At 72.0% G+C, this 14,621-nt stretch carries 12 protein-coding genes; 7 read left to right on the top strand and 5 right to left on the bottom strand.

The annotated features are described in order from the left end of the window. Positions 1-130 precede the first annotated feature (130 nt). A complete protein-coding gene (locus tag GT042_RS26955) occupies positions 131-1,651 on the top strand; it encodes an MFS transporter (protein WP_161311324.1) in 1,521 nt (506 codons plus the stop codon). 6 nt (positions 1,652-1,657) lie between these two features. Here the strand turns inward: GT042_RS26955 and GT042_RS26950 are convergent, their stop codons facing one another. The 4 genes from GT042_RS26950 to GT042_RS26935 all read right to left on the bottom strand — a co-directional run bounded on the left by GT042_RS26950 (position 1,658) and on the right by GT042_RS26935 (position 6,205). Then, positions 1,658-3,121: a carboxylesterase family protein gene (locus GT042_RS26950; RefSeq protein WP_161311323.1), complete on the bottom strand. Its 1,464-nt coding sequence runs from the start codon at positions 3,119-3,121 to the stop codon at positions 1,658-1,660. Positions 3,122-3,219: 98 nt separating this feature from the next. Continuing rightward, positions 3,220-4,125, bottom strand: a complete 906-nt coding sequence (locus GT042_RS26945) for an MBL fold metallo-hydrolase (RefSeq protein ID WP_237531223.1) — start codon at positions 4,123-4,125, stop codon at positions 3,220-3,222. 39 nt (positions 4,126-4,164) lie between these two features. Next, positions 4,165-5,130, bottom strand: a complete 966-nt coding sequence (locus GT042_RS26940; RefSeq protein WP_161311339.1) for an SMP-30/gluconolactonase/LRE family protein — start codon at positions 5,128-5,130, stop codon at positions 4,165-4,167. A 175-nt stretch (positions 5,131-5,305) separates the two neighbouring features. Beyond that, complete coding sequence (locus tag GT042_RS26935) at positions 5,306-6,205, bottom strand: helix-turn-helix transcriptional regulator (RefSeq protein WP_161311322.1); 900 nt, start codon at positions 6,203-6,205, stop codon at positions 5,306-5,308. Positions 6,206-6,344: 139 nt separating this feature from the next. On the opposite strand from GT042_RS26935, the gene GT042_RS26930 reads away from it, so the two are divergent. Then, positions 6,345-6,845, top strand: a complete 501-nt coding sequence (locus tag GT042_RS26930; RefSeq protein ID WP_161311321.1) for an SRPBCC family protein — start codon at positions 6,345-6,347, stop codon at positions 6,843-6,845. A 157-nt stretch (positions 6,846-7,002) separates the two neighbouring features. On the opposite strand, the gene GT042_RS26925 is transcribed toward GT042_RS26930, so the two are convergent. Continuing rightward, on the bottom strand, positions 7,003-8,907 hold the full coding sequence (locus tag GT042_RS26925) for a BTAD domain-containing putative transcriptional regulator (RefSeq protein ID WP_161311320.1): 1,905 nt from the start codon (positions 8,905-8,907) through the stop codon (positions 7,003-7,005). Positions 8,908-9,143: 236 nt separating this feature from the next. On the opposite strand from GT042_RS26925, the gene GT042_RS26920 reads away from it, so the two are divergent. The 5 genes from GT042_RS26920 to GT042_RS40185 form a co-directional block, all read left to right on the top strand. Beyond that, on the top strand, positions 9,144-9,668 hold the full coding sequence (locus GT042_RS26920; protein ID WP_161311319.1) for a hypothetical protein: 525 nt from the start codon (positions 9,144-9,146) through the stop codon (positions 9,666-9,668). Then, positions 9,665-10,420, top strand: coding sequence for a 4'-phosphopantetheinyl transferase superfamily protein (locus tag GT042_RS39920; protein ID WP_161311318.1), 756 nt, complete (start codon positions 9,665-9,667; stop codon positions 10,418-10,420). Before GT042_RS26920 ends, GT042_RS39920 begins: the two co-directional genes overlap by 4 nt. Then, positions 10,417-11,796 (top strand): PfaD family polyunsaturated fatty acid/polyketide biosynthesis protein, encoded by a 1,380-nt coding sequence (locus GT042_RS26910; protein ID WP_161311317.1) that lies wholly within the window; start codon positions 10,417-10,419, stop codon positions 11,794-11,796. The genes GT042_RS39920 and GT042_RS26910 overlap by 4 nt, the downstream gene beginning before the upstream one ends. A 61-nt stretch (positions 11,797-11,857) precedes the next feature. After that, on the top strand, positions 11,858-12,718 hold the full coding sequence (gene fabD / locus GT042_RS26905; RefSeq protein ID WP_161311316.1) for an ACP S-malonyltransferase: 861 nt from the start codon (positions 11,858-11,860) through the stop codon (positions 12,716-12,718). 5 nt (positions 12,719-12,723) lie between these two features. Further along, positions 12,724-14,621, top strand: a 1,898-nt coding sequence (locus GT042_RS40185) for an SDR family NAD(P)-dependent oxidoreductase (protein ID WP_161311315.1), incomplete at its 3' end; no start/stop codon positions are given.

Genomic DNA, 14,621 nt, shown 5'->3' with positions numbered 1-14,621 from the left:
CTACTCCGCCTTCGCCTGCCCAGCCGCGCGGAGCCGGGGCACCCCACCCGCGTTTGTGTCTTTCGGCCACGGGTAACCGGACGCGGCACCCCGGGCGCGACCGGGGTCGCCGTCAGGCAGGAGGCTGAACATGACCCCATCCGGAGACGCGGTCACCGGGACCGTCACCACGAAGGTTCCCGCGCGGCTCGACCGGCTCCCGTGGTCGCGCTGGCACTGGATGATCGTGATCGGCCTGGGAACCGTATGGATCCTCGACGGACTCGAAGTGACCGTCGTCGGCAACATCGCGAGCCGCCTCTCGGAGGACGGCAGCGGCCTGCCGATCTCCGACGCGCAGGTCACCGGCCTGGCCGCCGCGTTGTACGTCGCCGGCTCGTGCGCCGGCGCCCTCTTCTTCGGCTGGCTCACCGACCGGTACGGACGCAAGAAGCTCTTCCTCATCACCCTCGCGGTGTATCTGGCGGCGACCGCCGCCACCGCCGTGTCGTTCTCGGTCTGGTGGTTCTTCCTCTTCCGCTTCCTCACCGGCTTCGGCATCGGCGGCGAGTACGCGGCGATCAACTCCGCCATCGACGAACTGATCCCCAGCAAGTACCGGGGCCGCGTCGACCTCATCATCAACGGCAGCTACTGGCTCGGCGCGATGGGTGGCGCACTGCTCTCCGTGGTCGCCCTGAACACCGACATCTTCCCGAAGGACCTGGGATGGCGGCTCACCTTCGCCCTCGGAGTGGTCCTGGGCCTGGTCATCCTCCTCGTACGGCGCCACGTGCCGGAGAGCCCCCGCTGGATGTTCATCCACGGACAGTCCGACGAGGCGAACGACCTGGTCGACGGCGTGGAGAAGGAGGTCGAGGCGGAGACCGGTCGCCCGCTGCCCGAGCCGGCGGGGGCGCTCACCATCGAGCAGCGGCGCTCGATCGGCTTCGTCGAGATCGGCAGGACGCTCTTCCGCGAGTACCCCAAGCGCGCCGTGCTCGGCTTCTCCCTCTTCATCGGCCAGGCGTTCCTGTACAACGCGATCACCTTCGGCTTCGGCTCGATCCTGGTGAAGTTCTTCGACGTCTCCAGCGGCTCGACCGGGTACTTCTTCGCCGCCATCGCCTTCGGCAACTTCCTCGGCCCGCTGCTCCTCGGCCGGCTGTTCGACACGGTGGGCCGTAAGCCGATGATCGCGGGTACGTATGTCGTGTCCGGGCTCCTGCTCTTCGTCACCGCGTGGCTGTTCGGCAACGGCTGGCTCAACGCGACCACCATGACGGTCTGTTGGGGCGTGGTCCTCTTCTTCGCCTCGGCCGGGGCCAGCTCCGCGTATCTCACCGTCAGCGAGATCTTCCCGATGGAGACCCGCGCCATGGCGATCGCCTTCTTCTACGCGATCGGTACGGCCGCCGGCGGCATCTCCGGCCCGCTGCTGTTCGCCGAACTCACCGACAGCGGAGTGGTGAGCGACGCGGTGACCGCGTTCTGCGTCGGCGCGACACTGATGGTGCTGGCGGGGATCGTGGCCTGGTTCTTCGCCGTCGCGGCCGAGGGCAAGTCGCTGGAGGACATCGCCGCACCGCTCTCCGCGCGGCAGGAGAAGCAGGACCCGCAGGCGCGGGACGTGGCGGACACCGGCAACTCTCCCGAGACGGCGGCCCGTTGACACCGGTCAGCCGAGGCCGACGGGCGGGACATGGCCGATGGGCTGGACGTACCCCTCGGAAGGCTCGTGGACGGGCCAGCCGGGATCTCCGGTCTCGGCGAACCGTATCCACGCGCGGTGCATACGTGACGCGAGCGCGGCGGGCGGCTCGGCGGTGCCGAGGAGCCCGCGAGGGCCGCGCAGCGACGGCAGGGACAGGCGGTCGAAGACGAACGGCAACTCCATGACGTGGCTGGCGCCCAGCCGCCCGTCGACCGCGTCGGAGCGCCAGCCGAACTCGTAGTGGTACGTCCGCCCGGTCCCGGCCTTCGCGTGTGCGTCGGCCATGCGCCGGGTGCCGGCCCGGAACAGCCCGTCACCGAGAATCCCGGTCCGCAGCTCGGCGGTGGTCGCGGACGGGCGCTGTGCCCGGTAGGCGCGGACCGCCTCCTCGGGATCGGCATGGAACTTCGCCGCCGTGTCGCGGACATCGGCGTCGGTGGTGCCCGCCAGGAGTCCCAGCGGGGCCAGATACAGGGAGCCTTCGTCCAGATTGCTGCCGATCAGCAGATCGACCTCCCCTCCCCGGCCGGCGGCGACCGCCCAGGCGGGCTGTTCTTCGCCGACCAGGCTGAAGGAGGTGATGCCGCCGAGCGGGTCGTGATGGGTGGACGTACGCAGATCCAGCCCGGTGACGCCGGCCGTGGCGGCGACAAGGCGCTCGTCGGGGAGGTCGGCCAGAGACCTGGCGGTGGGTACGAGACCCAGCGCGCGGCCCACGGCGGCGGTGACGATGCCCGCCTGCCCGGGGGTGAAGGCGCCGGTGCCCGTGCCGCTCTGGATGATCGCGCGTCGCAGGAGGCCGGACGAGGCCGGGTCGGCGAGAACACCGCTCACGACGATGGCCCCGGCCGACTGGCCGAAGAGGGTGACGTTGCCGGGGTCACCGCCGAAGCGGGCGGCGTTCTCCCGTATCCACCGCAGGGCGGCCAGGACGTCGAGCATGCCGCGGTTGTCCGGGGCGTCCGGCAGGTGGAGGAAACCGGGGATGCCCAGCCGGTAGTTGACGGTGATCAGCACCACACCGTCGCGGGCGAACGCCGTTCCGTCGTAGAGCGGCGCCCGGCCCGAACCGGCGACAAAGCCTCCGCCGTGTACGAACACCATGACCGGCCGGGCCGGTCCGTCCGGCTCGGGGGCCCAGACATTCACGGTGAGGTAGTCGTCGCCGCGCTGCCAACCGGGCCCGAAGTAGGGCGACATGTCGAGGCTGCCGAAGGAGTCCCGGACGGGCTGGGGCGCGGTCGGCCCCGGCCGTGTCGCGTCACGGACCCCGGTCCACCCGGGATGAGGGCCCGGCGCCGCGAAACGTCCCTGGGCGACAGGCGGAGCGGCGTACGGCACATTGAGAAACACCGTGCCGTGTTCGCCGCGACGGCCGCGGACCGGGCCTGAGGTGGTGGTGACCATGACCGAACCGGCGGGCGCCATCACGCTTCTCCTCGCTGTTGGTGTGCTCCGGGCTGGTGTGCTCCGGTAGGGGCCGCCACTCCGGGTGGGCCGGAGCGGCGGCGGGGTGGAAGCCGGGATCAGTACCGGGTGAACGGGGCCCACTTCTTGATCGCGAAGCCGCTGCCCGTCTTCTCGACCTCCAGGGCGCTGTGGCCGCTGAAGTGGGCGGGCAGGACGAGGGCGTTGACGTCGGCGGCCCAGCCGAGCAGCCTGCGGCGGGTGGTACGGGCCTGCGCCGGGTCCTCGCAGAAGCAGCTGTTGTGGTCCGGGTGTGCGACCTGGAGCGGAGTGTGCACCATGTCACCCGCCAGCAGGGCCCGTTCGCCGCCGGACATCAGCTTGACGACACTGGACCCCGGAGTGTGGCCGGGGGCCGCCTCCAGGCTCAGATGTTCGTCGATGGTGTGGCTTCCCTCCCACAACTGGACCTGGCCCGCGGCGTGCACGGGGGCGACGCTGTCCTCGAAGACGTTCTCGTTGACCCCGCCGGCGACGGACGGGTTGTCCGCCGGGTTCCAGAACGCGAAGTCCGCTCTGGGCATCAGATAGGTGGCGTTCGTGAACGTCGGCACCCAGGCGCCGTCGACCAGACGGGTGTTCCAGCCGACGTGGTCCACGTGGAGGTGGGTGTTGACGACGAGGTCGACGTCCTCGGGCCGTACCCCGGCACGCGCCAGGTTGCCCAGGTAGTCCAGATCGAGGTGGTCCCACGCGGCGACGGCGGGCCGGGTCTTGTTGTTGCCGACACCGGTGTCGACCAGGATGGTCCGGCCGCCGCTGCGGAGCAGCCAGGTCTGCATGGCCACGTGGACCATGGTGTCGTCGGCGCCCAGGTGGTCGGGCACGAGGGACTCGCGGTGGTCCTTCCAGGCCTGCTCGGGCAGGTCGGGGAAGAACTGGTCGGCGGGCATGATCGGGCCGTGCGTCTCCTCGACGCGGGTGAGGGTGACACCGCCGAGGGTGAGCTGGTTCGTACGCTGCAAGGTGTTCTCCTGAGATGCGGTTCTGTTCCGGCCGTTGCGTCAGTCGTCGAGGTGGGCGAGGACGAGGTTGGGGTCCTCGCCGGTGACGTACGCGGCGCTCCCGACGTGGACGGTGTTGCCGCGCAGCGCGACGGAGGTGGGGTTCTGGAGGCCGTCGGCGGCGGTCAGGACGACGGAGTGGGTGCCGTCCGGCCGGACGAGCGCGACCTCGCTGGAGCCGTTGAGGGCGGCCAGGATCCGGTCGCCGCGGCCGGTGAAGGCGAAGTCGTCGATCCCGGCCAGGCCGGTGGCCCGGACCCCGACCGTGCCGGCGCGCCCGTCCCGCCGGACGGAGATACGGAGGACCGTGCCCCGGTCGAGGTTGGTGACCCACACCGCCCCGTCGTGGATCTTCAGGCCGTTGGCCCCGAGGAAGCCGGTGGAGGCCAGCTCGGGAGCCGTGGACCACGCGGTGGGGATCCCGCCGGCGACCGGCACGCTCCAGACGGTGCCGAGGACGGAGTCGGTGGCGTAGAGGGTCCCGGTCCTCCGGTCCAGGTCCAGGCCGTTGGGCAGGCCGGCCGCGGGCAGCGCGGCGATGCGCCGCGGGGTGCCGCCGTGGCGCAGGCGCCACACACCGGTCAGGTCGGCGGTGCCGGTGGCGTACAAGAAGTACAGGGTGCCGTCGTGCGCCCGGACGACGCCGGTGGTCAGGGGGAAGCCCAGGACCGGCGTGTCGACACCGCCGTCGGCGGGCGCGGGCAGGGTGGCCAGGACGCGGACGGTCCCGTCGGGGGAGACGCGGGCGAGCTGGCGGGCGCCGGCGAAGGTGACGTACGCGCTCCCGTCGGGGGCCAGGGCGATGTTCTCCGGCATCTGGCCCTGGGCCAGGTCGAAGTGCGCGGCGATCCGGGGGTTGCTCAGCAGCGCGGAGACGGCCGACGCCGGTACCGCACCGGTCGCCGCGATCACGGTCGCGGACAGGATCGCGGCGGTGGTGGCGGTCGTGGACAGCTTCTTGAACATGATGCCTTCACTGTTTTCGGGCATGCGGCAGCGGTACGCCGACGCACAGGGGGGATGGCCTGGGCCCGGGGCGGGCGCCAGGAAGTCATTCCGGGCAACGTCCGATCACAGAACGCGCGCCTGGACGGGGCGGCGACCGCGTAGGCCGACCGGAGCCCGGTGGTGGTGCGGAGGGTCAGCCCGCCTCGGCCCGCGCTCCCGGTCGTACCGGGTCGCCCTGGGTGCCGGGCCGGGCGAGGGTCTGGCCGAGCAGGGCCAGTGTGGTACGTGAGGGCGATCCGGCCTCGGTGGTGGCGACCACGATGTTCTGGCCCGGCCCCTGGCTCAGGGTCTGCTGACTGACGGTCAGCGGTCCGACGAGCGGATGACGCATCTCGTACGTGTCCACCGCGCAGGGCTTGACGCGGTGGTCGGCCCACATCGAGGCGAAGTCCGTGCTCTTCGCGCTCAGTTCGCCGACCAGCTCGTGCAGGGCCGCGTCGTCGGGGTGACGGCCCGCCACCAGGCGCAGGTTCCCCACCACGGCCCTGGCCTTGCTCGGCCAGTGCGCGTACAGGTCACGGGTGTGCGCGTCGAGGAACACCAGCCGGGCCATGTTGGGGCGCTCCGCCGGCCGGTCCGGGGCGCCCGGGTCCAGGTGCCCGGCGAACAGCGCGTGGCCCAGCCGGTTCCACGCCAGGACGTCGCTGCGCCGGCCGATCACGATCGCCGGGACGTCCGCCAGTGCCTCCAGCAACTGACCGGTCGCCGCCGTCACCCGCTCCGGCGCCGGCCGCCGGCCTCGGCCCGGCCCGTCGGCCGGGCGGGCCAGGTTGTGCAGGTGCAGGCGCTCCGCCTCCTCCAGCCGCAGAGCCCGGGCGATCGCGTCCAGCACCTGCGGCGAGGCGTTCAGGGACTGCCCCTGTTCCAGCCGGGTGTAGTACGAGACGCTCACCCCCGCCAGCAGCGCCAGCTCCTCGCGCCGAAGGCCCGGCACCCGCCGGCGTTCTCCATACGTGGGCACTCCGAGATCCTCAGGACGCAGCTGGGAGCGCCGCGTCTGCAAGAAGTCCCCGAGCTGCACTTTTCCGCTCATGGCTCCGAGTATGGGCCGACCCGGAACGCACAGCCTGCCCCTGGCGTGGATAGGCACCGGCGGGAGTGGCTGCCCGACGACACCGGTGGTGACGTGGCCGTACGCCACTCTCCGGCACCCACCCACCCAGGAGGATCCCGTGACCACCACCACCGACGAACACGACCTGTCCGAGCCCCTGGAGGCATCGGACTTCGCCTTCACCCGACGCGCCTGGGTCGACGCCCCGCCGGCCCGGGTGTACGACTTGGTCAGCGACGTGTCCGCGATCGGCCGCTGGAGCCCGAACGCGACGGACGTCACCTTCGACGAGGGAGCCGGCCCCCGGGCCGGCGCCTGGTTCAGCGGCCGCAACCACAAGGACGGCAGGCGATGGACGACCCGTTCCCAGATCGTACGAGCCGACCCCGGCACCGCCTTCACCTTCGTGGTCGGCGGCGCCGAGGACGGCATCGTGCGATGGAGCTGGACCCTCCGCCCCCAGGGACGCGGGACCGTCGTGGAACAGTCCTGGCGCCTCCTGCGCCTCGACCCGGTCCTGGGCACCACCCGCGGCGACCTGGAAGCACTGCGCGACTACATGGCGAACAGCGCGGAAAACACCCTGATCGCCCTGGCCCAGTGGATCGCCGAAGAATGAACACACTCGTTCGTCCCGCTGGTCGGCCCGGCCTGCGTCTTCCTGACGACCGCCTGACGGCCGGTCACCGAGGGGCACCACCACGTTCGGCTGCGCGGCGGATCTCACCCACCCGGAGGCCCGGGCCCGCCAAGGCCCGTACGGAACACCGTGCGGGTCAACTCCCCTGACGGCACGCGACCGTGGTGGCCTCGTTGTTCGAGGGCGGGTGAGCCGACGAGGCCGCGCGGCCCACGGTCCTCGCGTAGGAGCGGACCAGTGCGCTGGCCGCGTACGTGTGTGAACCTCTGTCGTCCAGCAGGTGCTCCTCGGCGAGCGCACTGAGGATGTCCTGCGCCTCCAAGGGCGTGCACTTCGCGCGCGCGGCGAACTCCTCCGCCCGGAAGGGGGCGGCCGACAGCGTTCCCAGACTGGGGAAGGCGCGCCGCGCCTCACTGGGCAGGGCCTCGAAGGACGTGTCCAGCAAGGCGCGGACCGAGGTGGAACCGGAAGCACCGGTCCGGAGCAGGTCCAGGGGAGAGGTGCGCTCCAGTTGGGCCACCGTGGCGGACAGCGGCTCCCGGGGGCGGCGCTGCAACCGGATGGCGAGCACCTGAAAGGCGTAGGGAAGCCCGCCGCAGGCCTCCGCCAGCAGAGCGGCGGCCTCGGGTTCCGCGTCGGTGCGGGACGGTCCGACGAGAGCCGTCAGCAGGTCGGTGGCCTTGTCGGGAGGCAGGTTCGGCACGGTCAGCGGGTGGACGTCGTGGCGGACCGCCAGACGGTCGAGGCGTCCCCGGCTCGTGATGAGGGTGGCGCAGCCGCGGCCGCCGGGCAGCAGGGGTTCGACCTGGTCGGCGGAGGCGGCGTCGTCGAGCACCAGGAGCAGCCGCTGGTCCGCGACGACCGAACGCCACAGCGCGGCGACCTCGTCCACGTCTCCCTGGATGAGCGAGGCGGGAACGCCGAGGTGCCGCAGGCAGCGCTGGAGGGCGGCCGAGGAGGACAACGGAGGCCGGTGCGGATCACTGCCGTGCAGGTCCAGGTACAGCTGCCCGTCCGGGAACCGCTCGCGGGCGCGGTGCGACCACTGAAGGGCGAGGGTGGTCTTGCCGATGCCCGCCATCCCTTCCAGGAGCACGGTGCGGGACTGTCCGGATTCGTACGGCGACGCCGTCAGAACAGCGTCAAGAAAGCGTAATTCCTGATCGCGTCCGGTGAACGCGCGGCAGAGCGAGGGTAATTGAGCGGGCCGGGTGATCGGGCACGGCCGGGCGGCCGGCTCGCGGGACGCCGCGCCGCCGGCCCCGTCGAGGGTGTGCGTGTCGGTTGCCCGGAGTAACTCCTGGTACAGCTCCTGGGTGGCCGGGCTCGGGTCGACGCCCAGCTCCTCGGAGAGCAGACGGCGGGTGCGGTCGTAGCGGGCCACGGCCTCGGCGCTGCGGCCACTGCGGTGCAGAGCCGTCATCAGGTGCCGCAGCGAGACCTCGTCGTGCGGGCGGTCCTTGGCAACGTTTTCCAATTCCGGCAGCAGGGTGAAATGCCGTCCGGCGCGCAGTTCCGCGGCGTGGCATTCCATCAGCGCAGCCGTCCGCTCGGCGGAGAGGGACTCCCGCACCGCCTCCACCCAGGGGCCGGTGAGGCCCGGCAGTGGTTCGCCACGCCAGAGCCCCAGCGCGGTCCGGTAACGCTCGCAGGCGGCCGCGGGATCGGAGGCGAAGCTACGGGCGGAGACGACGAGGCTGCGGAAACGGTGCAGGTCGACCTGCGACAGGTACACACGGGCCATGTAGCCGCCCGACGAGCGGACGATGGCGGGCACGTCGGCCGGCTCACCGCCCTGCCCGGCGGCGTGCAGCAGTTGGCGGAGGCGCGCGACGTAGCTGTACAGGACCGCTCGGCCGGTGGGCGGAAGGTTCTCGTGCCATACACGGTCGAGCAGCGCGTCCATGGGGATGACCCGGTTCGCGTCGATCAGCAGGGCCGCCAGGACACACTGCTGCTTCGCAGGTCCGAGCCTGATCTGCCGGTTCCCCTGATGCGCGGTCATGGCTCCCAGCAGGTTGAAACCGATGGCATGAGACACAGCCGTTCCTTCACCGGTAGATGGCGGAGCTTGTCAGGACCACGCCGCTCATCTCAGCACGTGACGGAGCCGTCACGGTAGGCGGCCACGGCCCAGGGGCCGGGCAAGGGGTATGTCATCAGCCATTACAGATTCCTGGCAGGTTTGCTTCACGTCCGTCGGACAGCATGGGGCCACCGACCAGAGGTCTTCACGACCGATGCAGGCCGACTGCCCGACAAGATTGGCGGACACCCATGGGTACCGATCCGACCGGTGGAAGCGAAGACGCAGAGCTGCCCGGCCTCACCGAGGGTGAGCGCATCATCGTCAACGGAGTCGCCGACTACTACTGGCAGAACGACGGCATGCCGCACGAGCGCGGACGTGTCATCGGCTGGCTGATCATCAGTGACCCGACCGAGCAGACGACCGCCGAGCTGGTGGAGCGCCTGGGCACCACCCGTGAGGCGATCGACCGGGTCGCCGACCAGCTCGTGCCCGCCCACGTGGTGCTCCGCAGGGACATCCCGGGGACCGACGAGTACGCCCTTCACATGAACAGCGAGTCCTGGCCCAACGCCGTCCTCGAAGTCTTCGCCAACATCCCGGAGTTCGACCGGATCCTGCGCGACGCCCAGCACACCCTCAAGGACGAGGACGCGGAGCGGCGTCAGCGCCTGGACCGTACTCAGCACCTCTTCGGCTTCATCGCCAGGGAGGTCCCGGAGCTGCTGGCCAGTTACTCGGCTCAGGAACAGGCCGCGGCCAAGGCCTCGTGACAGGGGTCCGGGACGGTCCGCGGCGGCTGATCGAGAAGCTGCCGTCCCCCGAACCCGATGTCGTACTGCGCCTCGCCCGGCTCCCGGTGACGGTGGACGACGAGGCCGGCCGGGAACGGTTCCGGTCGCTCTCCGACCGGGAACAACAGCGGGCCAGTCGCTTCCTGCGCCGGACCGACCGGAACGAATACGTCCTCGCCCACTGGCTGCTGAGGCACTCCTTGTCGGAAGGCACGTCGGTACCGCCGCGGAGCTGGGACTTCACCGAGGAGCGGTACGGCAAGCCCCGGATCGCCCGCCGCTTCGGCGACGAACGGGAGTTCAGCCTCTCCCATTCGGCGGGCACCTGTGTGGTCGCCGTCTCGGCGCGCCGGAGGGTCGGGGTGGACATCGAACGGCTGCGGGAGACGGACGACCCCCGGGCATTGCCGCGCAACTGCCTCTCCCCTGGCGAACGCGGAAGGCTGGCCGCCCTGCCCGAGGAGCGGCGGCAGGCCGAGTTCATCCAGTTGTGGGCCCTCAAGGAGGCCCTGGCCAAGGCCATGGGCGTCGGACTGCGCCTTCCGTTCGCGGAGGTGGACTTCTCCTGGCGGGACGCCCGGCCGTCGCTGGGCCGGAGCGCCGCCGTGCCCGCGCCGGAGTTCTGGACGTGCCACTGCCTCGACGCCCCAGCGGGCTTCCGCGCCGCTCTGTGCGTGCGCGGTGCCAGACCCACGACCGCAGTGCCTATCCGAGGAGTACGGGAGACATGACCACCCTGGACGGGTTCGCACCCGCCGGAGTCCGGCAGCCCGCCGAGGCGCTCGGCAGCGCGGAGTTCCGCCGTCGTCACGGTGTGCGCCTCGCGTACGTCTCCGGCTCGATGTACAAGGGCATCGCGTCGGCGGCGCTCGTCGGCCGGATGGGACGGGCCGGCCTGCTCGGCTACTTCGGCACCGGGGGCCTGCGGCCGGAACACATCGACGAGGCGATCGGGCGGATCCGCGCCGCCGTGGGCCCGGACGGCCCGTACGGCATGAACCTGCTGGCCAACCCCGAGGATCCGCGCCGCGAGGAGAGGGCGGTCGACCTCTTCCTCGCGCGGCGGGTACGGCGGGTCGAGGCCGCCGCGTTCGTCCAGCCGAGCGCGGCCCTCGTCCGCTACCGGCTCAGCGGTGTGCACCGGGCCCCCGACGGCTCCGTCGTCGTGCCGAACTCCGTGATGGGCAAGGTCTCCCGGCCCGAGGCCGCCCGGGCGTTCCTCACGTCCGCGCCGGCCCATCTGGTCTCCTCGCTCGCCTCCTCGGCGGCCATCGGCGCGGAGGAGGCGGCGCTGGCGCCGTACGTGCCGATGGCGGACGACCTGTGTGTCGAGGGGGACTCGGGCGGCCACACCGACCAGCGGCAGCTCATCACCCTGCTGCCCGAGATCGTCCGCATGCGGGACCGTACCGCGCGGGGGCGGACGGTGTGTGTCGGTGCGGCCGGTGGCATAGGCACGCCGGAGGCGGTGGCCGCGGTCTTCCTGCTGGGTGCCGACTTCGTGCTGACCGGCAGCATCAACCAGTGCACGGTGGAGGCGGGCACCGCCGACGACGTGAAGGACCTTCTCCAGGCCGCCGGTGTGCAGGACACCACCATGGTCCCGGCCGGGGACATGCTGGAGATCGGTGCCAGGGCGCAGGTGCTCGGCAGAGGGCTCCTCTTTCCCGCCCGTGCCAACAAGCTCTACGAGCTCTACCGGCGGTACGACTCCCTGGAGGCCATCGACGCCGCCACCCGTCGTCAGCTGGAGGATCGTTTCTTCAGGCGTAGCTTCGAGGAGATCTGGCAGGAGACCGCCGCTCACTACGCGACCCGCGACCCCCTCGAACTGGCCCGCGCCGAAGGTGACCCCAAACACCGGATGGCCCTGGTCTTCAAGTGGTACTTCGTGCACTCCACACGGCTGGCGATGGCGGGCGCGAGTGAGCGGCGGGTGGACTACCAGGTGGCCTGCGGACCCGCCATGGGAGCTTTCAACGGGTTCGTCGCCGGTACGTCCCTGGAGAACTGGCGCGCCCGCCACCCGGACACACTCGCCGACCTGCTGATGGCCGAAGCCGCGACGCTGCTCCACCTCCGGCTGGCCCGGCTGGCCCCGAAATGACCGTGGCCGTCCACCGTCCCCCGGCCACCCACCGGCTCACCGACCCCTCGGAGTGACCGTCATGACACTCGTCCATCTCTTCCCCGGCCAGGGCGCTCACCGGCAGGGCATGGGACGCGACCTGTTCCCCCGCTATCCGCACCTGGTGCGGCGGGCGGACGCGCTGCTCGGCTACTCGGTCGAGGAGCTCTGCCTCGACGCGCCCGCCGACAAGCTCACCGACACCCGCTACACCCAGTGTTCGCTCTACGTCGTCGGCGCGCTGGGCTACCTGGACCAGGTACGGGAGAGCGGTGAGGTACCCGACTTCGTCGCCGGACACAGCCTCGGCGAGTACGTGGCCTTGTTCGCCGCCGGCGCCTTCGACTTCCTCACCGGACTCGAACTGGTCCGGCACCGGGCCGAGGCGATGGCCAAGGCGGGGCCCGGCGCGATGGCGGCGGTCATCGGCCTGACCGAGGAGGCGCTGCGCGAAGCACTCCGGGAGCACCCCGAGGTGGACATCGCCAACCTCAACGCCCCCACCCAGATCGTCATCTCCGGCTCCGCGGCGGACGTACGGGAGGCAAGCCGGTCCCTGGGCGGACGGGCGGAGGCCGTGATCCCGCTCAAGGTCAGCGGGGCCTTCCACTCCCGGCACATGGCCACGGCGGCCGAGGAGTTCGGCACGGCCCTGCGGCGGTACCGCCTCGCCCCGCTGCGCATCCCGGTCGTGGCCAACACCACCGCCCGCCCGCACACCGACGACCGGCTCGCCGACGAACTGCGCCGGCAGCTCACCTCACCGGTGCGGTGGACCGAGACCGTGCGGTTCCTGCTGGAGCGGCCCGAACCCGTGCTCCACGAGGTCGGCCCGGGCCAGGTGCTCACCGGGCTGGTCCGGAAGATCCGTGAAGCGGCGCCGGTCGGCGCGGAGAGGTGACCCAGGTGGCCGCGACCGAGTTCCGTATCACCGAGCAGGACGTGCGGTGCTTCGCAGCCGCCAGCGGTGACGTCAACCCTCTGCACACCGACGCCGGTTACGCGTCCAGGACCTCCTTCGGAGCTCCCATCGCCCACGGCGCGCTGGTCACCCTGCACGCGCTGGCCGCGCTGCCCGGCAGGCGGACCCCACGCCGCATCACGGGGATCACCGCGCGGTTCCACGCGCCCGCCTATCCGGGCCAGACCTACCGGCGTTCCGCCGAGCGGACCGAGGACGGCTTCAGCGTCCGGGTGACCGACGGAAGCCGTCTGTTGCTGGATGTCGCCGTACGGACCGTGCCGGGCAGGCCCCGCGGCGACGCCCCGGCGGACGTCGCGGGACCCCGGCGTACGGAATGCGACAGCGTGTCCGTCGAGCGGACACACGTGGGGGAACGGCGGGAGGCCGGCTGCCCCGCCGAGGTCGGCCGGTGGCGCGAACTGCTGAGGGCCACCGGTGCCGACTCCGCCGGTGTCTCTCCCCGGCACGCCCTGCTGCTGGGCTGGGCAAGCTATCTGGCGGGCATGGAGATACCGGGCCGGGACGCGCTGGTCTCCGGAATCACGGTGCACTTCGACGACTCCGTCGCCGGGACGGCCGGTGAACTCCAGGTCCGCGAGGCCGACGGCCGCTACGGCCTGATCGACCTGATGGGCGCGCTGCCCGGGCACGGCCGCGTCGAAGTACGGGCACTGGTCCGCCGGACGGTGCCCGAATCCGACGTCGCACACCTGCGCGACCTGCTGCCGGCCGGCGTCCCCGGTACCGGCCGTACCGCGCTGGTGATCGGTGGCAGCCGCGGGCTCGGCGCGAGCCTGACGCAGGCCCTGGCCCTGGCGGGCTACACCGTCTACCTGGGCCACCGCCGCAGCGCCGACGACGCCGCGCGGGTCCGCGCCGCCCTCGGCGAGCAGGCCGAACAGGTGCACCTGCTGCCCGGCGACGCCGCCGACCGGTCCTGGGCACAGGCCGCCAGGGAGCGGATCCTCGCCGAGCGGGGACGCCTGGACGTCCTGGTGCTCAACGCGTTCCCGCCGGTCACCGCGCTCACCCTGGAACCGGAGACGGACGGGCGCGCCGCCGACTACCTGCACGACGCACTGGAACTCGCCCGGGTGCCGCTGGCGGCGCTCCTGCCCGTCCTCGCGGAGGGCTCCGGCCGTCTGGTCGCCGTCTCCACCGCGTGGGTGGAGTCCCCGCCACCGGGCTGGTCGCACTACGTGACCGCCAAGCTCGCCCTGGAAGGCCTGGTGCGCGCGACCGCGGCCGAACGGCCGGGGCTCGGCTGCACCGTCGTACGGCCCGGGCGGATGCGCACGGCGTTCTCCGACTCCGTACTCGGCCCCGACACCGTCCTGGCCACCGAACAGGTCGCCGCCGCCGTGGTGGCCGGCCTCGACACCGGGCCGACGCCCGGGCAGGTCACGCTCCTCGACCGGTTCGACGCCGTGACGCCACCCGCCGCCGGGCGGCTCGTGGTCTCGGCGACCTTCACCACGGACCCGCTGGAGGACGGACTGCGGGCCTGGACCGAACGCCTCGACCTCGGACTTGAGGTCGTGCGCGCCGACTACGGCCAGGTCTTCCAGCAGTTGCTCGACCCGGCGGGCGACAGCGGCCGCAACTCGGCCGGCTGCAACGTCGTACTGCTGCGGCTCGAGGACTGGCTCGGAGACGACGCCGAGCGCACGGTGGACGAATTCGCGGGCGGGGCGGCCCAGTTGTGCGGCCGGTCGCCGGTGCCGCTGCTCGTGCTGCTCTGCCCGGACTCTCCGCAGGCGGACCCCGCGCGGCTCGCGACGCTGCGCCGGCGGCTGGCCGACGCGCTGGCAGGAGTTCCCGGCGCGCGGCTGCTGGACGC

The organism is Streptomyces sp. SID3212 (assembly GCF_009865405.1).
Lineage (GTDB): Bacteria > Actinomycetota > Actinomycetes > Streptomycetales > Streptomycetaceae > Streptomyces.
The sequence above is the reverse complement of the archived record's forward strand: the minus strand, read 5'-3'. Positions and strand labels throughout refer to the sequence as shown.

Bases quoted from the DNA above. Each gene is read 5' to 3' on its own strand.
- GT042_RS26955 (WP_161311324.1), top strand. From the start codon at position 131: ATGACCCCATCCGGAGACGCGGTCACCGGGACCGTCACCACGAAGGTT.
- GT042_RS26950 (WP_161311323.1), bottom strand. From the start codon at position 3,121: ATGGCGCCCGCCGGTTCGGTCATGGTCACCACCACCTCAGGCCCGGTC.
- GT042_RS26940 (WP_161311339.1), bottom strand. From the start codon at position 5,130: ATGTTCAAGAAGCTGTCCACGACCGCCACCACCGCCGCGATCCTGTCC.
- GT042_RS26935 (WP_161311322.1), bottom strand. From the start codon at position 6,205: ATGAGCGGAAAAGTGCAGCTCGGGGACTTCTTGCAGACGCGGCGCTCC.
- GT042_RS26920 (WP_161311319.1), top strand. From the start codon at position 9,144: ATGGGTACCGATCCGACCGGTGGAAGCGAAGACGCAGAGCTGCCCGGC.
- GT042_RS26910 (WP_161311317.1), top strand. From the start codon at position 10,417: ATGACCACCCTGGACGGGTTCGCACCCGCCGGAGTCCGGCAGCCCGCC.
- fabD (WP_161311316.1), top strand. From the start codon at position 11,858: ATGACACTCGTCCATCTCTTCCCCGGCCAGGGCGCTCACCGGCAGGGC.